At 47.6% G+C, this 20947-nt stretch carries 21 protein-coding genes; 16 read left to right on the forward strand and 5 right to left on the reverse strand.

The window, feature by feature from the left end:
* Nucleotides 1-103: 103 nt before the first annotated feature.
* Nucleotides 104-553, forward strand: a complete 450-nt coding sequence (locus tag KNO65_RS06885; protein ID WP_015881272.1) for a PNPOx family protein — start codon at nt 104-106, stop codon at nt 551-553.
* 33 nt (nt 554-586) lie between these two features.
* Entirely contained in the window at nt 587-1900 is a 1314-nt protein-coding gene (locus KNO65_RS06890) for a PhoH family protein (protein WP_214782804.1), read from the forward strand.
* 36 nt (nt 1901-1936) lie between these two features.
* Here KNO65_RS06890 and KNO65_RS06895 read toward each other — a convergent pair whose 3' ends face one another.
* Together KNO65_RS06895 and KNO65_RS06900 are read right to left on the reverse strand one after the other, a co-directional pair.
* A complete protein-coding gene (locus tag KNO65_RS06895; protein ID WP_240499801.1) occupies nt 1937-3109 on the reverse strand; it encodes a multidrug efflux MFS transporter in 1173 nt (390 codons plus the stop codon).
* Between the two features lie 124 nt (nt 3110-3233).
* Complete coding sequence (locus KNO65_RS06900) at nt 3234-3701, reverse strand: hypothetical protein (RefSeq protein WP_214782807.1); 468 nt, start codon at nt 3699-3701, stop codon at nt 3234-3236.
* 172 nt (nt 3702-3873) lie between these two features.
* Here KNO65_RS06900 and KNO65_RS06905 point away from each other — a divergent pair, with 172 nt between their 5' ends.
* The 4 genes from KNO65_RS06905 to KNO65_RS06920 all read left to right on the forward strand — a co-directional run bounded on the left by KNO65_RS06905 (nt 3874) and on the right by KNO65_RS06920 (nt 10351).
* Complete coding sequence (locus tag KNO65_RS06905) at nt 3874-4152, forward strand: Fpa/YlaN family protein (protein WP_015881276.1); 279 nt, start codon at nt 3874-3876, stop codon at nt 4150-4152.
* Nucleotides 4153-4238: 86 nt separating this feature from the next.
* Nucleotides 4239-5474 (forward strand): FtsW/RodA/SpoVE family cell cycle protein, encoded by a 1236-nt coding sequence (locus tag KNO65_RS06910; protein WP_214782810.1) that lies wholly within the window; start codon nt 4239-4241, stop codon nt 5472-5474.
* A 36-nt stretch (nt 5475-5510) separates the two neighbouring features.
* Nucleotides 5511-8945: a pyruvate carboxylase gene (locus KNO65_RS06915; RefSeq protein WP_015881278.1), complete on the forward strand. Its 3435-nt coding sequence runs from the start codon at nt 5511-5513 to the stop codon at nt 8943-8945.
* A 53-nt stretch (nt 8946-8998) separates the two neighbouring features.
* Nucleotides 8999-10351: a cryptochrome/photolyase family protein gene (locus tag KNO65_RS06920; protein WP_214782813.1), complete on the forward strand. Its 1353-nt coding sequence runs from the start codon at nt 8999-9001 to the stop codon at nt 10349-10351.
* A 32-nt stretch (nt 10352-10383) separates the two neighbouring features.
* Here KNO65_RS06920 and KNO65_RS06925 read toward each other — a convergent pair whose 3' ends face one another.
* A complete protein-coding gene (locus KNO65_RS06925) occupies nt 10384-11289 on the reverse strand; it encodes a COX15/CtaA family protein (RefSeq protein WP_214782816.1) in 906 nt (301 codons plus the stop codon).
* 334 nt (nt 11290-11623) lie between these two features.
* Between KNO65_RS06925 and cyoE the strand changes: the two genes are divergently transcribed.
* The 10 genes from cyoE (at nt 11624) to KNO65_RS06975 (ending at nt 19581) form a co-directional block, all read left to right on the forward strand.
* Nucleotides 11624-12547 carry a heme o synthase gene (gene cyoE / locus KNO65_RS06930; protein WP_214782819.1) on the forward strand — a complete coding sequence of 308 codons (924 nt, stop codon included), beginning with the start codon at nt 11624-11626 and terminating at the stop codon, nt 12545-12547.
* A gap of 97 nt (nt 12548-12644) precedes the next feature.
* The gene (gene coxB, locus KNO65_RS06935; protein WP_035387820.1) at nt 12645-13622 is read left to right on the forward strand and encodes a cytochrome c oxidase subunit II; all 978 of its coding nucleotides are present in this window, start codon (nt 12645-12647) and stop codon (nt 13620-13622) included.
* 38 nt (nt 13623-13660) lie between these two features.
* Entirely contained in the window at nt 13661-15529 is a 1869-nt protein-coding gene (gene ctaD / locus KNO65_RS06940; protein WP_031421541.1) for a cytochrome c oxidase subunit I, read from the forward strand.
* The gene (locus tag KNO65_RS06945) at nt 15530-16156 is read left to right on the forward strand and encodes a cytochrome (ubi)quinol oxidase subunit III (protein ID WP_015881284.1); all 627 of its coding nucleotides are present in this window, start codon (nt 15530-15532) and stop codon (nt 16154-16156) included.
* Between the two features lies 1 nt (nt 16157).
* Complete coding sequence (locus KNO65_RS06950) at nt 16158-16487, forward strand: cytochrome C oxidase subunit IV family protein (RefSeq protein ID WP_031421543.1); 330 nt, start codon at nt 16158-16160, stop codon at nt 16485-16487.
* A 134-nt stretch (nt 16488-16621) separates the two neighbouring features.
* Entirely contained in the window at nt 16622-17545 is a 924-nt protein-coding gene (locus KNO65_RS06955; protein ID WP_031421545.1) for a cytochrome c oxidase assembly protein, read from the forward strand.
* Nucleotides 17546-17569: 24 nt separating this feature from the next.
* A complete protein-coding gene (locus KNO65_RS06960; RefSeq protein WP_015881287.1) occupies nt 17570-18031 on the forward strand; it encodes a DUF420 domain-containing protein in 462 nt (153 codons plus the stop codon).
* 21 nt (nt 18032-18052) lie between these two features.
* Entirely contained in the window at nt 18053-18667 is a 615-nt protein-coding gene (locus tag KNO65_RS06965) for an SCO family protein (protein WP_031421547.1), read from the forward strand.
* Nucleotides 18668-18672: 5 nt separating this feature from the next.
* Nucleotides 18673-18945: a hypothetical protein gene (locus KNO65_RS06970; protein ID WP_214782823.1), complete on the forward strand. Its 273-nt coding sequence runs from the start codon at nt 18673-18675 to the stop codon at nt 18943-18945.
* A gap of 144 nt (nt 18946-19089) precedes the next feature.
* Nucleotides 19090-19581, forward strand: a complete 492-nt coding sequence (locus KNO65_RS06975; protein ID WP_214782826.1) for a cysteine hydrolase family protein — start codon at nt 19090-19092, stop codon at nt 19579-19581.
* Between the two features lie 57 nt (nt 19582-19638).
* Here KNO65_RS06975 and KNO65_RS06980 read toward each other — a convergent pair whose 3' ends face one another.
* Entirely contained in the window at nt 19639-20001 is a 363-nt protein-coding gene (locus tag KNO65_RS06980) for a YugN family protein (protein WP_015881291.1), read from the reverse strand.
* A gap of 104 nt (nt 20002-20105) precedes the next feature.
* A complete protein-coding gene (locus KNO65_RS06985) occupies nt 20106-20861 on the reverse strand; it encodes an ATP-grasp domain-containing protein (RefSeq protein WP_047795687.1) in 756 nt (251 codons plus the stop codon).
* Between the last annotated feature and the right edge of the window lie 86 nt (nt 20862-20947).

Genomic DNA, 20947 nt, shown 5'->3' on the forward strand with positions numbered 1-20947 from the left:
CTCTATACGATGAGTATAGCATGATTTCAACCGTTAAAAGCAGGGAATTGAACCGGTAAGGGAGAATGGTACAACCATACCCGGTTAAAAGGAGGGGAGTTGAATGGCGAGTAAGGCAACGTTTGAATTGACAGCTGCGCAAGAGCGCTTGTTGAACGACATGCCGTTAACATTTCTCGTCGGTTTTGACGAGGCGAAGCGTTGGCCGATCAGCCATGCAATCAGTTGGGTGCAAGCGTTAGATGCTGTCACGGTCCGGTTCGCATTGACAAGAAATTCACATATCGTGACCATCTTGACGACAGAAAAGACGGCTGGCCTCATTTTTATCGAAGATGGTCAGTCCTATCATGTTTTACTCTCAGCGATTCGAGAGTTCGATCCGGCGGTTAAACCGAGCCTTCATCTTCGTTTTTTTGAAGGACATGTCGAAGAAGTGAGGAACATCTCGTTTTATGGAGCAGCTTACGCACAGCCCGAAATCACGAAAACGTATGATATTCGAGCGGCGGAAAAGCTTGACCGTGAAGTGAAAGAAAGTCTTCATTCTTGAATACCATCCTATATTCGAGGGGCGACAAAGTCTATGAAAAAAACGTATGTACTCGATACGAACGTACTCCTACATGATCCGCTATCCTTATTTCAATTTGAAGAACACGACGTGGTCATTCCAGCCATCGTCCTAGAAGAGTTAGATGGAAAGAAACGAAACATGGATGAGGTCGGGCGGAACGCCCGTGAAACGTCACGTGTCCTCGACCAGCTCCGAACATCGGGAAAACTCCATGACGGGGTCCCGCTTGAGAACGGAGGACGTCTGTTTGTCGAAATCGGTCAACACCAGGTCGATATTCCGTTCGATGTCATGACGAATGATAATCGCATCTTAATGGTAGCGTTAGGATTAATGAAACAATACGAGCATGACACGAATCACAAGGTCGTCGTCGTCTCAAAAGATATATTGGTCCGTGTCAAAGCGGACGCTATTGGAATTGACGCAGAAGACTATTTGACAGATCATATCGTTGATACGACGGACTTATACGCCGGCTATCGAGAGATTGAAGTCGATCAGTCGCTCATCGATGAATTTTATAAAGTTCGTCAATTGCCGACGACGGCCTTGACGAAACAAGTGCTATATCCGAACTCGTTCGTCGTTTTAAAAAGTAATGTGTCGAAAGCGAGTGCACTTGCTGTGGTCGATTCGCTTCAACCGATTTTACGACCACTGGCACTCGATGCAGATCATATTTGGGGAATTCATCCACGAAACGTTCAACAGCGGATGGCACTCGACCTGTTGCTTCGAGATGACATTCCGTTTGTCACCTTACTTGGGAAAGCCGGTACCGGGAAGACGCTCCTTGCCCTAGCAGCAGGGCTCTCGCTCGTCGAGGATGAACAGCGTTACAATAAGCTCGTCGTCGCTCGTCCGGTCGTGCCGATGGGGAATGATATCGGTTATTTGCCAGGGGAGATGGAAGAGAAGCTTCGCCCATGGATGCAACCGATTTATGATAACCTAGAATTTTTATTCAATGCGAATTCAAAAGACGAGCTCGGCAATATTCTAGCCGGTATGAAATCGATTCAGCTCGAGGCGCTCACCTATATTCGAGGTAGAAGTATGCCGGACCAGTTCATCATCATCGATGAGGCGCAGAACTTAACGAAGCATGAAATCAAAACGATTCTCACTCGCGTTGGAGAGAACTCGAAAATCGTTCTCGTCGGTGACCCGTATCAAATCGACCATCCGTATTTGGATGAATACTCGAACGGCTTGACGTACGCGGTGGAACGCTTCAAAGGACAAAACGTCTTCGGACACGTGCAACTCGTAAAAGGGGAACGTTCGTCACTTGCACGATTGGCGGCTGATCTACTATAAGAAAGATACAAATAACGCCGAGCTTCGTGCTCGGCGTTATTTTGTATCGAGTTGTAACGACTGGACGTTCGTCCGTTCTAAGAAGGCATTCGAGATCATAATCAATCCCGTGATGATGAACAGGGCAGAAAATCCGAAGTGTGCCACGATTTGGGATCCAAATAGCGGTCCGAGTAGATTCCCCATGAACTGAGCGGACTGATTGTATGAAAAGATGCGCCCCGTCGCAGAGACCGGCGTATGCTGGCGCAGTAGCGATTGAACGGACGGCATCAAGGCGGCCGTTGCGAACCCGATTCCGAAACGCAACAAGATGAGTTGAGTCGTTGAGGTAACGAATGCTTGCGGAATCAAGAAGAGGCTATAGAGGAGCAGTGCCCAAAACAAGATGCGCTCCGCTCCGTGTCTGTCCGATAACCGTCCGAGACGCTGCGCCGAAACGAGAGCGGCCAGTCCCGGAGCGGAGGCGACAATCCCTGCCATGAAGGCGAGCGCGGTAGTGTTCGGATTCAATTCACGTACGTATAATGTCAAGAGTGGTCCGATGGATTGTGTCGAGAACTGAATGAGGAACGTTGTCACAAACAGACCGACAATCAACTGTGGATGTCGCAGTGAGGCGAAAATCGATTTCATCGACGCGAGTTCTTCGCGTTTCACTGGGACAAAATCTTCTTTTACGAACCAAAGCGTGATGAGGAACGTCAGGAAGAGTGCACTTCCGGTAAAGAGAAAAACGGATCGAAGCCCAATCCAGTCTGCGAGCAGTCCGCCGATGAGGGGACCGAGTAGACCACCAGTGATTCCACCGGTTGACAGGGTACCGAGCGCCCAGCCACTTTTCTCTTTTGGTGTTTGAGATGCGACCAACGTGATGCCGGCTGAAATAAATCCAGACACGGCCCCCATGAGTAAACGCAACCCGACGAGTTGATATACGTCTTGGACGAAGCTGATGAGGAACATGACGATGGCCATCCCGAGACTGGCTCGGATGAGCATCAGCTTTCTTCCTTTTCGGTCAGCCAAGCGTCCCCACATCGGAGAGACGATGGCGGCTACGAGGAACGTCGCGCCGAACGCAATCGCAGACCAAGTGACGACGTGGTCCGGATCCTTTACCCCGAGTTGTTCGATGAACAATGGGAGAAATGGAAGGACGAGACTCATCGACGCGGCGGTCAAGAAGCTACCGATCCAAACAACCATTAAATTTCGTTTCCATAGAGGTATCGTAAGCGTCACGACCTTTCTTATTCAATTTGTAGTCAACACTCTATATACTACACTTTGTGAACTAAAAAGTCCAAAAAAAGAGAAGGTGTGACCCTTCTCATTGATTGTTTAATACGGTGATATGATTGACTTGGCGAATGACCTGATCCTCATACAATACATAGACAGGTCCGTCGGTAAGTACTTTTCCGTCTTTTGAAAATTGTAAATACACGCGCGATGCCTCGCTGATCGATAGAGTCAATATGGTCTCCCCGTAAAAACGGACATGTGTCGCGAGCTCAATCGGTTCGGCATTGTTTAAAAAAGGCGCGAGCGGCATGGCGAACGAGTCGCGTAATGCTGCATCCTTGTCTTGTCGCGACATCGGTTTGTTGTGGTCGATTCGAGTTCCTTGTGACAATCCGTCATCCCATGCTTTCCCCATTTTCGCATAGTATGCCTCACGGTCATTCTCCGTCACCGAGTCCAAATCTTCAATCTTTCGTTTTCGTTCGTCAAAAATCCATACGGTCGGGTCGATCGTCAGACTGTGGCGAACCGCTCCATCAAGTGGAAAAATCATGCTTATATCCCCCTTCATACACATTACACGTTTCATTATAGCGCTCTTTCTCGTAAAATGGAAAAGAGGAAGAATGTCGCGTTCATTCATACTGTACATTGAATTATGACGAAAGATAATGTACAGTTGAGTTATGACAAACAGTCTGTCATCGTACGGAGGAGGGGTCGTAGTGGCGACAAATTTGGCTGCAATCCAACGGGAGCAAGCGCTTCAATTACTCGAGGCGGATGCTGAAAAAATCCGTTGTCTGATTGAAGTACAGTTAGAAAACCTAAAAATGCCGAAGTGCCCGCTTTATGAAGAGGTGCTTGATACACATATGTTTGGACTATCGCGCCAAATTGATTTTGCGGTTCGTCTTGGACTCATTTCAGACATTGAAGGTAAAGGACTGCTCGATTCATTGGAACAAAAGTTGTCTGCTTTGGCAGAAGCTTCAGAATTATGAACCTTATACTCAAACTGTGCAAGTGGCGCTGTTTGAGTATTTTTTTATAAGGGTTGTCGGATTGTTTTACATAAGGAAGTGAATACATGAAAACACGGTTTCGGTATTTTGATTTTGCGTTGTTTTTGTCAGTGCTCTTGCTCGTCGGGCTAAGCTCCATCATGATTTATAGTGCGAGCGTTTGGAATCGTGGGGATTACGCAAATAGTAGTTTATTCTATCGCCAGCTCGTTTACGTTGGAATCGGAATCTTTGTCTATTTGATCGCGACGTTGTTCCGATATGAGATGTTTCGGAAAAAAGGCATTCGCCTCGGTCTTTATGCGCTTTCTGTCATCTTGCTGTTTGTCACGTGGGCGATGCCGCCATTGAACGGGGCCCGGGCTTGGCTCATCATCGGCGGAATGACCATTCAACCGGTCGAGATTGCCAAATTCGTCCTCATCATACTGCTTGCGAACTACTACCATGAACTATGGAATAATGAGTTGAAAGGACTCCCGGGTCGACTAGCGCGGGCCGCTATCACGAAAAAAGGGTTGCGCGCTCAAATCGGCGCCTTCTTCTTAGTACCGCTTCTCTTTTACTTCTCGTTCTACGCCATCGCAATCAATGGACAGCCGGATATGGGTGGGTTATTCGTTCTCGGTTCCATCATGTTGCTCATGTGGTTCGGTGTCGGGGCGCCGCTTCGAATTTTGATTCCGGGGATTTTAGCTGGGATTGGTACTGTATTCGTATTGTTCACGACCATCTTCTCGGAGAATCAAAGAAGTCGGATTGAAGTCGTGTTCAACCCGTTCATGGACCCGGAAGGATATGGACACCAATTGCTCATGTCGATCATCTCGATCGTACATGGGGGATTGACCGGAGTCGGACTCGGGAACAGTTTTCAAAAGTATGGGTATTTGCCAGAACCAGAAACCGACTATATCATGTCGATCATTGCGGAGGAGTTAGGGTTCTTCGGTGTATTGACGGTTTTGGTCCTACTCTTCTTCATCGCCTTTCGCGCGATTCATATCGCCAATCATGCGGATAGTCACTTTGCGATGTTCGTGTCGTTTGGGATTGCCTCACAAATTATGATCCAGACGGCCATCAATATCGGTGCGATGTCCGGTTGGTTCCCAGGGACAGGTGTAACCTTGCCACTGGTCAGTTATGGGGGAACATCGCTCATCATGATGATGGGTGTTCTCGGGGTGCTCAGCAGTATCTCGATGCGTAACCGTCATCGAGAGGCGACACGACGAGAAGAAATTCGGGTGAAGTCAGAAGAAAACGTTCAACGTTCATCGCTTCACGTCGTCAGGTAAGGAAACAAACAAACTTCATTAACGGGGGGATTTCATTTGAAACCAATTAAAAAGTTACTTGTTGCAAACCGTGGGGAAATTGCCATTCGCGTATTTCGCGCGGCGACAGAGTTAGACATTCGAACGGTAGCCGTCTATTCACAAGAAGATAGCGGCTCATTACATCGCTTTAAAGCCGATGAGGCCTACTTGATTGGTGTAGACAAAAAACCGATCGATGCGTATCTCGATATTGAAGACGTCATTCGCATCGCTAAGGAGTCAGGAAGTGATGCGATTCACCCGGGATATGGTTTCCTTTCGGAGAACATTGAACTCGCACGACGTTGCCGTGAAGAGGGTATCATCTTTGTCGGACCGCATGAGTCGCATTTACATGCGTTCGGGGATAAGGTACGAGCACGTCAGAGTGCGATTGCTGCGGGTCTTCCTGTCATTCCAGGTTCGGATGGGCCGCTCACATCATATGAAGACGCGGAAGCATTTGCGAACGAGCACGGATTCCCGCTCATGGTCAAAGCGTCGATGGGTGGCGGAGGCCGCGGAATGCGTGTCATTCGAACAGAAGCGGAAATGAAAGATTTGATTGAACGTGCAAAATCAGAAGCGAAGCAGGCGTTCGGTTCTGACGAAGTGTACATAGAAAAACTCGTCGAACGTCCGAAACACATCGAGGTGCAGATTCTTGGAGATGAGCACGGTCACATCATCCATTTGTTCGAGCGTGACTGTTCGGTTCAACGCCGTCACCAAAAAGTCGTCGAAGTGGCGCCGTGTGTGACCTTGTCTGATGCATCACGCCAAGCGATTTGTGATGCGGCGGTCCAACTCATGCGTCACGTCGGTTACGTCAACGCCGGTACGGTCGAGTTCTTGGTGACCGAGGACGAGTCGTTCTACTTCATCGAGGTCAACCCACGTATTCAAGTGGAACATACGATCACAGAGATGGTCACAGGCTTTGATATCGTTCAAACACAATTGATGATCGCGCAAGGTGAGTCGCTCCACGGCGATATGATTCAAATGCCGAAGCAAGAAGACATTAAACTTCTCGGTTATGCGATTCAATCACGTGTTACGTCTGAAGACCCAGGCAACAACTTCATGCCGGATACTGGGAAAATCATGGCTTACCGTTCTCCAGGCGGCTTTGGTGTCCGTCTTGACGGTGGAAATGCGTATGTCGGTGCAGAGATTTCACCGTACTACGATTCACTTCTCGTGAAATTGTCCACACATGGCATGACATTCGAACAAGCGGCCTCGAAGATGGTTCGAAACTTGAACGAGTTCCGGATTCGCGGAATCAAGACGAACATTCCGTTCTTGATTAACGTCATGAAGCACCCGAACTTTATCAATGGAGATTACAACACGTCATTCATCGATGAGACGCCAGAACTGTTCGTCTTCCCGAAACGAAAAGACCGTGGGACGAAACTGTTGAACTATATCGGGGACGTGACAGTGAATGGATTCCCGGGTGTCGGTCTGAAAGACAAGCCAATCAGCCGTTCGGTGCGAATCCCACATGACCTCCCAGCAGAAGCGAAGCCAGGGACGAAACAAATTCTTACAGAGCTTGGACCGGACGGCCTCGCCGATTGGATCAAACGTCAACCGGAATTGTTGTTGACGGATACGACGATGCGAGATGCCCATCAATCGTTGCTCGCGACGCGCATGCGGACACAGGACATTTTGAACATTGCCGAACCGACAAGCAAACTCATGCCAGAATTGTTCTCGGTCGAGGCGTGGGGCGGAGCGACGTTCGACGTCGCCTACCGCTTCTTATCCGAAGACCCATGGGTACGTCTCATGAAGCTTCGTGAGAAGATGCCGAACGTCTTGATTCAAATGTTGCTACGCGGTGCGAATGCGGTCGGATACAAAAACTATGCAGACAACGTCATTGAGAAATTCGTACACGAAGCGGCATATGCCGGAGTCGACGTGTTCCGAATCTTTGACAGTCTCAACAACTTAGAATCGATTCAATTGGCAATCGATGCGACGCTTCCGACTGGGAAAGTGGCGGAGGCGGCCATCTGTTATACGGGAGACTTGTATGATGGCAACCGTCCGAAGTACCACCTTCCGTATTATATCGACCTTGCGAAGAAACTTGAGGCGAGTGGTGCGCATATCTTGGCAATCAAAGATATGGCCGGTCTATTGAAGCCGGAATCGGCCTATGCACTCGTATCGGCATTAAAGGATGCCGTGGACTTACCAATCCACTTGCATACACATGATGCTTCCGGTAACGGAATCTTCACCTATGCTCGTGCGACAGATGCCGGTGTCGATATCGTTGACGTTGCGGCGAGCTCGATGTCAGGGATGACGTCACAGCCTTCAGGTGGAAGTTTGGTCTACGCGCTCAACCACCACGAACGTCAGCCGAAGGTCGACCCGAAACAATATGAGATCATCAGTGACTACTGGCAAGACGTGCGTCATAACTATGAACCGTTTGAAAGTGATATGCGTGCCCCGCATCCATCCGTGTATGAGCACGAGATGCCGGGTGGACAATATTCAAACCTCCAACAGCAGGCGAAAGCGGTCGGGCTTGGAGACCGTTGGGGCGAAGTCAAGGCGATGTATGCCCGAGTGAACATGTTGTTCGGGGACATTGTCAAGGTGACGCCGTCATCTAAAGTTGTCGGTGATATGGCGCTCTTCATGGTCCAGCATAACTTGACGGAAGAAGATGTGATGACGCGCGGACACCAGTTGGACTTCCCGGACTCGGTCGTCGAAATGATGCGTGGTGAATTGGGGACGCCTCCAGGGGGATTCCCGAAAGATGTACAACAAGTCATCTTGAAAGGGGAAGAGCCATTAAACGTTCGTCCTGGTAAGTTGATCAAACCGTATGACTTTGAATCGGCACGTCAAGAACTGTTTGAAAAGTTCGAGCGACCGGTGACGGACTTTGAGCTTCTTGCTCATGCACTTTATCCGAAAGTGTACGAAGACTATATCAAACATACAACGACATACGGGGACGTATCGGTGCTCGACACGTTGACGTTCTTCTACGGATTAAACGTCGGAGAGACAATCCAAGTTGAAATTGAGACAGGGAAAACGTTAATCATCAAGCTCGTACAAGTGAGTGCAGCGAATGAAGATGGCATCCGTCTCGTCTCGTATGAGATGAACGGGGTACCACGTGAAATCGAGATTAAAGATGTCAATGTCAAATCGGCAACGACAAGCCGTCCGAAAGTTGATCGTTCGAACGCCAAACAAGTCGGTGCATCGATGCCGGGGTCTGTCTTGAAAGTATTGGTCGAACCAGGAAGTCGCGTTCACCGTGGGGAGCAGTTGCTCGTCACAGAAGCGATGAAGATGGAAACGACAATTCAAGCGGCACAAGATGGTGAAATTAAGGCCATCCATATTAAAGAAGGCGACACAATACAAAGTGACGACTTGTTGATTGAATTTGTATAATCAAAAGAAGCATAGCGCGCTATGCTTCTTTTTTGTAGATGGGAGTGGAGATCATGAGACGAGTATGTTGGTTCCGTTCAGATTTTAGACTGACCGATAATCATATGTTACACCGTGTATTGAAAGATATGGAGGAAGGCGATGACCTAGACTTCGTCTTTTGGTTGAATCCGAAATACTGTCACCCATTCGAAGTGCGGCATGACTATTTCTTCTCGACGATGCGAACGTTCATGGATGATTTAGAAGCGAAAGGGTTAGGGCTTCGTGTCCTCGTCGCGGAGACGGAGGATGCGTTCGTGAAACAGCTCGGCGAGATGGATGTGCTCTATTTTAATGCGGAGTATGTGGAACCCTTCAAACAGCGGGATGACCGTGTGATTGAAGCACTTAGTAAAGATGTAAAGGTAGTGCGACTTTTAGATCGTCACCTGTTTCATCCCGATGCGTTCCGTACAAAAAGTGGCGATCCCTATAAGGTGTTCACCCCGTTCAAAAAAGCGGCGTATGCCGAACAGCCACCCGCACCGTATGAGGTTGATGTCGATCGTTTATCTCAGTACATCCGTTCAAAGAATGAACAACCGAGTGAACTGAAAGAGCTCTTCAAGCGATGTAAACGTGAATGGAAAGGGCTAGGGGAAACGGAAGCGAAGAAGCGATTGACCCGCTTCGTCAATGATCGCATGGTCGATTATGACGAGAAGCGTGACATTCCGAGCATCGCCGGGACGAGTCGACTATCTCCTTATTTACGGACAGGTGTGTTGTCGATTCGCACCATCACCGAACAAGTGTTGTCGGCGAGGCAATCAAAAGGGCGCGACACGTATTACGATGAGCTGTTGTGGCGCGAATTTTATTACATGGTCATGGCAAAGTTCCACGGATTGAAAGATCAACCGTTCAATGATAAATACAAGTCGATTGAATGGGAGGACAATGAAGAGCAGTTCGAAAAGTGGTGTAACGGGGAGACCGGGTATCCGATCGTCGACGCCGCGATGCGTCAGTTGAACGAGACCGGGTGGATGCACAACCGCCTACGCATGATTGTCGCATCTTTCCTATCGAAACATCTCCTTCTCGATTGGCGAAAAGGGGAACGGTATTTCGAGCAAAAGCTGATCGATTATGAGGCAGCGTCGAATATCGGGGGATGGCAATGGGCGGCCTCAGTCGGGACGGACGCTGTTCCGTATTTCCGTATTTTCAATCCGACGACGCAATCCGAGCGATTTGACCCTGATGGGACGTTCATCCGGAAGTATGTACCGGAGCTGAAACATATAACAGATAAATCGATTCACTTTCCGGACCCGTCAGAGCGAGACGATTATGCCATGCCCCTCGTCGATCATAAAGAAGCGAGAGAGCGTGCCCTCGAACGATTTAAAGCATTGTAAACAAAAAAGCGCCGCGGCGCTTTTTTGTTTGGTTATCCGTTTATATTTTTCAATTGTGCCCTGTCTTGTCGCGCTGTCGACCGATACGCGTGATAAGAGAGGTATGACAGGATACCGAAGTAACAAGTGATCAAGAAGGCGTGAAGGAGCGGAACGTAAGTCGCGTGTCCCCCAAGGACGATCCAAGCACCTGTACCGACTTGAAGCAGGATGAAGAAGAGAGACGCCATCATGCCGCGCTCAATCAATCGATTCATTTCTTTACGTGCCAAGTAGAGAACATACAACGTGTACAAGACGAGTAGTCCGGCCATCACACGGTGTCCCATCTGCACATACGACTCAAACGTCCACACTTCTTGTTCACAAATCGGCCAACCGACGCAAGCATATGTAGCACCGAGGTGACGGACATAGGCTCCGGTGTAGACGACAATCATCGTATAGATTGAGAGACCGTAAAGATGAGATCTCAACCGTCTCGATACGACTTGATGCTCCCGGTCACCTTCGAATAACAGAATCGTCAAAATGAGTAACGATGCGAACGACACGAGAGAAATTCCAAAATGGAGGGCCAGGATGGCGTCCGACTGTTGCCAAATGACCGCGCCCGCTCCAATGATCGATTGGATGAGCATAAAGATAAATGCGAGAAACGCGAAGATTTTCACATCGACCCGATGTTTGACCGCGATGAACGTCCAAATGGCGAGCGCAATGATGAGAAGACCTTCGATACCGGAGACTACCCGGTGACTGTATTCGATCATCGTTTCAACACTTGGGTTGGTTGGGATTAATTTTCCATGACAGAGTGGCCAGTCCGTCCCACAACCATCTCCTGAATCCGTCTTCGTCACGGTTCCACCCATGATGAGGACAAGCATCATCCCGAGGGTGACAAACCCTGAGAAAAACGCGAGTTTTTTATGCATGCAATACCACCTGCTTCTAATCAAAATCCGTTAAAAAATGTACCTTGTTTATTTATATTTTTTTCGCCATACTTATTATACGGCTTTCTGTTCAAAAAACGAAATGGAAAAGCTTGCAATCGTTATCAAAAACGTTATTCTAATATTAGTAAAGCACATAAGGTGTGACAAATATCACACTATTGACACAAAAAACTCGCTATTTTACAAGCATAAAGGGCGTATTTTATAAAAAAATATGGTATCTTTGTAGAGAGTTAAGTGTATTTTGTTCATATTGTGTTTTTTCTGTGAAGAGAATGCGAGGATTTCGTGATTATGTGGGGGGGTCAGTATGACAAAAGTCAACCCAGGGATGACGGTAGATGTAGAGTATACAGAATCAACGTCATTCCGAGATTACGTCGCCTTAGCGAAAATGGGAATCGTTCGCGCCAACTTGTTGTTGGTGTTTGCAGGATTCTTCGTGGCAGCGACGTACCAGAGCGATACGCCAGTCCTTTACTTGTTTGAAGTTTGGCCACAGCTCTTATTAACGATGTTAGGAAGCGCACTCGTGATTTCGGGGAGTTGTTACCTAAACAACTTTGTGGACCGAGATATCGATTACTTAATGGATCGTACGGACAATCGACCGAGTGTAACCGGCAAGATTTCAGGGGAGAAGATTTTACTCCTTGGATTGACACAACTTGCAATCGGAACACTTCTTTTGCTCCTTGTATCGTACGTCGCCGCAGTATTCGGTTTAATCGGGGCATTTTTTTATGTCGTGATTTATACGATGTGGCTGAAGCGTACGAGTACGCTCAATACGGTCGTCGGAAGTATTTCGGGAGCCGTTCCACCGCTGATTGGTTGGGCAGCACTAGATCCGACACTTCATATCGATGCGTGGCTCATGTTCCTTGTCATGTTCTTATGGCAACCACCACACTTCCTGGCGCTCGCCATGCGACGGACGGAAGAGTATCGAGCGGCAGGCATTCCGATGCTTCCGGTCGTGAACGGATTTGCCATCACGAAACGGCAAATCATCTGGTGGATTGCGACGCTGATTCCGGCATCGCTCTTATTTATGCATTACGGTCTTACTTACTTGACAGTCGCAGCCGGTTTAGGGGGCTACTGGTTGTATCTCGGGTTGAAAGGATTCAACGCCGAGGATGAAATCAAGTGGGCAAACAAAATGTTCTTCTATTCATTAATTTATTTAGTCGTGTGGATTATCGCGCTGATTTTGACAGCACTCTGGTGATCGCACTCACTATATAGAAAACCATTACACATCATTTTGGGAGAAAGTGGGGATTGTTGTGAAATCATTTAAGAAGCTTCTGTTTGGCATCGTCCCGATGATGATGTTCGCAGTCCTGTTATCAGGTTGCGGTCAAGAGGGATTGTCTGCATTGAAGCCGATGGGAGAAGGGGCTGAGCTTCAGCTCCGCATCATTCTCATCAGTTTGGCGATCATGCTCTTCGTACTCATCATCGTATCGGTCATTTACGTGTACGTGCTCATGAAGTTCCGTCGGAAAGATGAATCTATTCCGAAGCAAGTTGAAGGTAGCAGTACACTCGAGATGATTTGGACAGTCGTTCCGATTATCCTTCTCATCATTCTCGCTGTTCCGACAATCACGACGACTGTCGAACTCGCGAAAGCGAAAGAAGCGAAAAAAGAAGAAGAAATCAACGTTACAGCTAACTTGTACTGGTGGGAATTTGAATATCCAGAAGCAGGTGTTGTGACAGGGCAAGAGCTCGTCATTCCGGTCGGAAAGCGAGTCGGCATCAACTTGACGTCTAAAGATGTCATTCACTCATTCTGGGTACCAGCTTTATCTGGTAAGACAGATACGAACCCAGGACTTGATAACGAAATGTGGTTACATGCAAATGAACCAGGTACTTACTACGGGAAATGTGCTGAGCTTTGCGGTCCGTCACATGCCCTTATGGACTTTAAAGTCATCGCGCTCGAGCAAGAAGAATATGATCAATGGCTCGCTGACATGAAAGCCAAGCAAGACGAGAACGGTGAGAAACTCGTCGCAGACAACACAAACTTGACGACAGGTGAAGCTGTGTATGTCGAAAGCTGCTTGAGCTGTCACGGCGGCGGTAAAGTGGCACCAAGTTTAACGAACTTCGGTGATCGTGAATGGCTCGCAGGTTACCTCGAAAACAACGAGGACAACTTGAAAGAGTGGATCCGTGACCCGCAAGAGAAGAAACAAGGGGCTCTTATGCCAGGATTCAATGAAGGTCAAATCAGCAACGAAGAATTAGATGCACTCGTTGACTTCTTGTATGAGCAGAAGATTGACTAACGGGAAAAGGGGGATTTCACGTGGCACAGACCACTGCAATGCAGCAATCGCGTAAATACAATGGCATCATGGATTGGATTACGACGGTTGACCACAAAAAAATCGGTATTTTGTATTTGTTCTCAGGAATCTTCTTCCTCCTTCTCGGTGGAATTGAAGCATTACTGATTCGTTGGCAACTCGTCAAACCAATGAACGACTTCGTCAGCGGTGAGACGTTTAACCAGTTGATTACGATGCACGGAACGACGATGATCTTCCTTGCGGCCATGCCGATGTTATTCGGTTTCATGAACGCCGTCGTACCACTTCAAATCGGGGCACGCGACGTTGCGTTCCCATTCATTAACTCACTAGGTTTTTGGTTGTTCTTCTTCGGTGGAGTCATGCTTAACTTGAGCTGGTTCTTCGGAGCAGCACCAAACGCAGGGTGGACAGCTTACGCGCCACTTTCAACACAACCAGAAGCAACAGGGGTAGACTTCTACGCTCTCGGTCTTCAGATTTCAGGTTTCGGTTCATTGATGGCCGGGATTAACTTCCTCGTCACCATCTTGAACATGCGTGCGCCAGGAATGAAACTCATGCGCATGCCGCTCTTCACATGGACGACTTTCGTTGCATCGGCATTGATCGTCTTCGCATTCCCACCACTTACGGTCGGATTGTTCATGTTGATGTTCGAGCGACTCTTCGGAGCTGCTTATTTTGACCCGGCACTTGGCGGGAACGTTGTCATCTGGGAACACCTTTTCTGGATCTTCGGTCACCCGGAAGTATACATCTTGATCTTACCGGCATTCGGTATTTTCTCGGAAATCATTCCGACATTTGCGCGTAAACGCCTCTTCGGTTACACGACGATGGTCTTCGCGACAATGCTCATCGGTTTCCTTGGATTCATGGTTTGGGTTCACCACATGTTCACAGTCGGTCTTGGTCCAGTTGCCAACTCGATCTTCGCTGTTGCAACGATGGCGATTGCCGTACCAACGGGTGTTAAAATCTTTAACTGGCTCTTCACACTGTGGGGCGGTCAAATTAAATTCAACGTCGCCATGCTTTACTCAGTCGCGTTCATTCCTTCATTCCTCGTAGGTGGGATGACAGGGGTTATGCTCTCAGTCGCACCGGCTGACTATCAGTACCACGACAGCTACTTCGTTGTCGCTCACTTCCACTACGTAATCGTAGGTGGGGTTGTATATGGTCTCTTCGCAGGACTTTACTACTGGTTCCCACTCATGTTCGGAAAAGCCCTTTCTGAAAAGCTTGGATACTGGCAGTTCTGGTTGTTCTTTATCGGGTTCCACTTGACGTTCTTCCCGCAACACTTCCTCGGATTGTTCGGTATGCCACGTCGAGTCTTCACATACCTCGATGGTCAAGGTTGGGATACACTCAACATGCTCTCGACAATCGGTGCATTCTTCATGGGTGTGTCAACGATTGTCTTGCTCGTCGCTGTTGTGAAAGCTTTCTTGTCGAAAGACCGCGTCAAACCAGACCACTGGGGAGATGGACGTACGCTTGAGTGGACACTTCCTGTTCCGACTCCAGAGTACAACTTTGCACAAACACCACTCGTCAAAGGACTTGATACGTTCTGGCTCGAGAAAATGGCTGGCAACAAACGCGTGTCAGTCGCTGAAGAAGTTTCGGACATCCACATGCCGAACAACTCGCTCATTCCGTTCTTCATGTCACTCGGCCTCTTTATCGCAGGACTCGGTGCCATCTTCCAGATGGATAACACGGTCGTCGGTTGGTCATTGATTGGATTTGGATTAGCGATGACGTTCGTCTCGATGTTCCTACGTTCTTGGATTGACGATCACGGCTACTACATTCCGAAGTCACAAGTCGAAGCAGACTTGAAAGCGATTCGTGAGAAAGGAGAACAATAAATGGCACATGCAGTTGAAAAACACCCAGTGACCGGTATCCCGGCCAATCCAGAGAAAGCAACACTGGAAGGGAAAAATAAATATGTGGCCTTCTGGTTCTTCCTTGGTGGAGAGACAGTCCTCTTCGCCTCGCTCTTTGGAACATACGTTGGTCTCTTGAACTCTGGTGCGCCAGAGGAATTACGTTCGTATAACATTTTCGAAATGGAGCTCGTCTTCATCATGACGATGCTCCTCCTCACAAGTTCACTTACAAGTGTCCTTGCGATGATGAACATGAAAGCAAACAATCCAGGGCGTATGAAGCTTTGGTTGATTGTCACGCTCCTTCTTGGTGCCGGCTTCCTTGGTGCTGAGATTTACGAGTTCATTCACTACTACCACATCGGTCACACGTTCACATCGAGCGCATTCGGTTCAGCCTTCTATACGTTAGTTGGTTTCCACGGCGCGCACGTAACGTTCGGTCTCCTTTGGATCACGACACTCTTGATTCGTAACTGGAACCGTCCGATCGATGTATACAATGCACCAAAGTTCTATGTATCGAGTCTATATTGGCACTTTATCGACGTTGTTTGGGTTTTCATCTTCTCAATCGTCTACCTCTTAGGGATGGTGAACTAATATGGAAAAACGAGTAATGAACGAATCTCACAAGCAGTTAGAGCTTGAAGTAAAAGCAGAGTCGAAACGTGAGTATCAGCTTCAATTGATCAGTTTCGCGATGATGATTTTACTCACATTCGTGGCATTCGGCGCCGTCTATGCGGAATTGATGCCAGTGTGGGCAGCAGGTGGTTTCTTAATCATCTTGGCGGTCATCCAAGTCTTCCTACAGTTATATATCTTCATGCATATGAATAACCGTGGGAACACGTGGATCGTTGGCATGATGTGGCTAGGCATCTTTGTCGCCATCATCACGGTCGCTGCACTCCGCTTACTCATTTGGTAATTGTGACAAAGGATTGAACATCTGTGGAAACACGGATGATTCGGTCCTTTTTCCTTTACTTCAAAAATGAATGAATAGTAATCTTGAAGTGAACGGTTTCAAAGGTTAGGGAGAGAAAGAAAAGGGGTGAACGGATGCTCTGGAATACGTCGGAGCTGCTCAATCAATTTGATTGGCTCACGTTATGGAGTCCGCTGTTCGGATTGCTCATGGTCGGGATTTATGTGTTATACGCCGTCGTGACAGAGAGAATGGCGAAGCGAGGATATGCCTCGACCACGTTGTTACAAAAGTTTAGTATGTTGTTTGCGATTGTCTTGTATTACATCGGTTTTGGAAGTCCGATCGATGTCATGGCACATATCATTTTATCGGTGCATATGTTCCAAATGGTGCTCGTCTATATTTTGGCACCGGCACTCGTCGTTTACGGTCTACCGTACTGGGTGTTTGAAAAAGTACTTAGCTTCAAATGGATTGGGCCGACGTTCAAGTTTTTGACGAAGCCACTGATTGCGCTCATTTTATTCAACGCATTGTTCTCGATTTACCATATGCCGGTCGTATTTGACTACGTCTTGACGAACTACGGCGTTCACCGTATTTTCCACGGTGCTCTTGTCGTCTTTAGTTTGACGATGTGGTATCCGGTCATCGTTCCACTCGTCTCAGACGAAGAGGAAGGCATGTCCGATTTGAAACGAATGGTGTACATTATCGCCAACGGGGTCTTATTGACGCCTGCCTGTGCGCTCATCATCTTCAGTCAAACGACGCTCTATAATGCGTACACGGACCCGCAGACGTTTGCGACAGTCCTTGGCTACTGTCTCCCGAACGGTGACGTTTCCGGAATTGATTTAGAGGCGTTGATGGGAGCGACGAACAGCGCGCTCGAAGATCAACGTTTCGGTGGGGTACTCATGAAGCTCGGTCAAGAGATCGTGTACGGCTTCTTCTTCGGCTGGACGTTCTTCGGCTGGGTGCGTCGGACGAAATCGCTTGCTCTTGATGAAGGCATGTCATTCACTCCGCAAGAAACAAATGAAAAAAATTAAACAGAACATAAAGGGGAAACATTGATGAACTATCTTGCCTTAATTAGTGTGTCATTCATCGTCATCAGTGCGATTCTTGTCGCCATCGGATGGGTGATTATCGCAAAAGACCGCAGCAACATCGAAAAACATAAAAAGGTGATGACGGCCGCCGCGATTGCAGCGACGACGTTCTTCATCCTTTACGTCTCACGTACCATTTTTGTCGGCAACACGGCATTCGGAGGACCGGATTCAGTGAAACCGTTCTATCTTGGTTTTATGATTTTCCATATTCTTCTCGCGACAACAGGTGGTATCCTCGGATTGATTACGCTCTATCTTGGATATAAAAACAAGATCGAGAAGCACCGGAAAATCGGACCGAAAGCGTCAGTCGTCTGGTTCTTCACGGCCATTACGGGTGTGACGGTTTACATTCTTCTCTATGTGGCATATGACCCGGGTGAAACGACGAACGTATTCCGCGCGATAATCGGAGGATGATCCATAGAGAGGGAGAGCTGTATGAAACGGAATAGCTATTTGACGGTCGGTTTGACCGTCTTGACGCTTGTCGTCATCGGAGTAGCCGTGTATTTTGTTTTCTTCAATCAAGACGACCTACCCGTCATTCAAGAGCCAACCCCGTTCACATTGACGAACGCATTAAATGAAGAGACCTATGATTCCGATAACGGGAAAGTGAAGATCGTGACGTTCTTCTATACGAACTGTCCAGATATTTGTCCGCTCACGTTACGTGATTTCATGAAGCTCGAAAAAGAATTGAAAAAAGAGAACTTATACGGATCGGACGTAGAACTCGTTGCGATCACGGTTGACCCGGATGTGGATACCGTGCCCGTTTTGAAGAATTACGGTGAAGCTTTCCAAGCAGAGCCGACTGGATGGAAGATGTTGACGGGAGACCAGGTAGACATCGATCGGATCACGCGCCAGCTACAGTTCTATTATTCGAAGGCGAACAGCGGACTCGTGACGCATGCGACGACGATGTACGTCATCGACCGCCATCATGATGTCCGGGCTGTTGCGCAGATGGCAACGGCAGGGGATGAACCGGTCGATATCGAATCTATCATGGAGGACGTTAAAGTGCTCGCGAATGAAAAGGAGTGATCACCATGAACGATACGATGGCTGTGATTGGGAATGACTATTCATACGGAGACGTGACGATTGCGGAACGGGCGATTGAAGATTTGATCGCATGTAGCGCGATTGAATTCGGCTTGAAAGAAGTGAAAGTCGTCTCTCGCTCGAAAGACCACTATGATTATCAAATCATTGCACCATTAACACTCGTCGAGGCAGAGCGATTGTATCGCTATGTTCGAGACCAATTCGATTTATTGCTCGGTCAAGTCGATGTGACGTTGACCGTCATTGCGACATGACATAAATGAGGACCCGCAAAGGGCCTCTTTTTTTATATGCTCGACGCTGTGTTTCTCATGACTATATCTTCCAGAGGTGAACTTTGCTATACTAAATACTGAATCGAACAAGTGTTCGTTTTTAGAAATGGAGGAGGATGAAATATGCAGAATCAGGCTTTAGTCGTTATTGACATTCAAAATGATATCACGAAAAATTACAAAGCAATCATCGACAACATCAATAAAGCGATTGATTGGGCGGTCAAAAAGAAATTACATATCGTCTATATCCGGCATGAAAATTTATCAGCGGGGACGAGAACGTTCAAAACAGGAACGCGAGGAGCGGAATTAGCACCAGATTTGAAGCTCGTGTCCGATCACGTGTTTACAAAATATAAGGGCAACGCCTTGACGAGTGAAGCGTTTGTGACGTTCATTGAACAGCATCACATCGATACGTTTTATATCACTGGGGCTGATGCGACCGCCTGTTTGAAGTCGACTTGCTACAATCTGCGGAAATCTGACTATGCGGTTAGCGTCTTGTCTGATTGCATCACGAGCTACGATTTGAAAAAAATAGAAGATATGATTATGTATTATAAGAGTAAAGGTTGCGTGATCATCGAATCAAAGGACTTGTCGGCGTAAATTGCCAAACAACGTTTGAATCGACTATGTGAGAGCCCATAAGAAAAACCCCTTCGCTTATGCAAGGGGTTTGACTTCTAATGTTTCTGCGAGTGCTTTTAGACGGCGCTCACAGTCGCGGACGATTTCTTCTGGGAAAACTTCATCGTATTCAACACCGTGTGGATAATAATGCTTCCCTAAAATCGGTGTGAGCATTTTGACTACAGCGTGACGATCCTCGATTTGACCTTCAATGGCGTATACAGGTAAGCGAAGATAGAATGTTTCGCCAGTCGATTGTTTCTCATATTTCATATCATACGTGGCACGCTCATAATCCCAAGCACCTTCACGGATGAAATGATGATGATCCATGATCGTCTCGAGCAAACCAAAACGGATTTCTTTTCCCTCGATGTGGAACTGCTCAAATTTCATCATAATCCCCCTTTTCGAATAAACCTCATATGTCATCATACCATATTCAAAAACGTTCTTGGAATAACGTGTGTTCAAATTGTGAAAAAAAGATGAACGATTAATCAGCCGAGTGTATTTAAGTATTCCTCGATTTTTTGCGGGAGTTTCACGCCGAGCGGTAGAAGTCCTTCCGACCCGAAAAAGACGTTGAATTCCAAAATATAAAATCCATCTTCTGTCACGATGACGTCAAACGCTGCGTGATTGATGGATAACGTATTCGCAATCGATTGAACTTCTTTGACGACGTCTTCCGGGATGTCTTCGTACGAGAAGTTAGCCCCTTGAGCGACGTTGTTTAAAAAGGCCTCACTGACACGCCAATAGGCACCGACGACTTCTTCTCCAATCACGATGACGCGTAAGTCGCGGTCATTCGGGATGAACTCTTGGACATAGAACGTATCATGATTCTCGACATATTCTAACCAGTCTTGGTCATTTTTGATTAACCATACCCCTTGACCCATTGAGGATTTGGCTTTTTTGGCGACGAACGGGTAGTGGAACTCTTCTAACACGCGTTCAATCGTGTATGGGTTTTTTCCATAAATCAATGTCTTCGGAATCCGGTGCGGATATGTCGCCTTGAAGGCGCGCGTCATCTCGATCTTGTCGTGCCCGAGGTGATAAGTCGCTGGTGATGGGAAAATCGCTTTATTCATCCCGTAAATGATGGAATTGACCATCCAATACTCAGGGAAGAGGACGAGGTCGGCAGCGCGAACCTTGTCGAGCTGATCGAAATAATATTCGGGTTTCGCATAATCCGTCTTGATCCCGGCCGATCGGATCATATTAAAAGAAACTTTTTTCATACGTAGACGCATCAGTTGCGTCTGTTCACTTCCTTTCTACATGGAACGCCTTGCGGTCAACTTCAATTATAGTGTGGATTGCTTAC

It is taken from the genome of Exiguobacterium sp. S3 (genome assembly GCF_018617295.1).
Taxonomy (GTDB): Bacteria; Bacillota; Bacilli; order Exiguobacteriales; family Exiguobacteriaceae; genus Exiguobacterium; species Exiguobacterium profundum.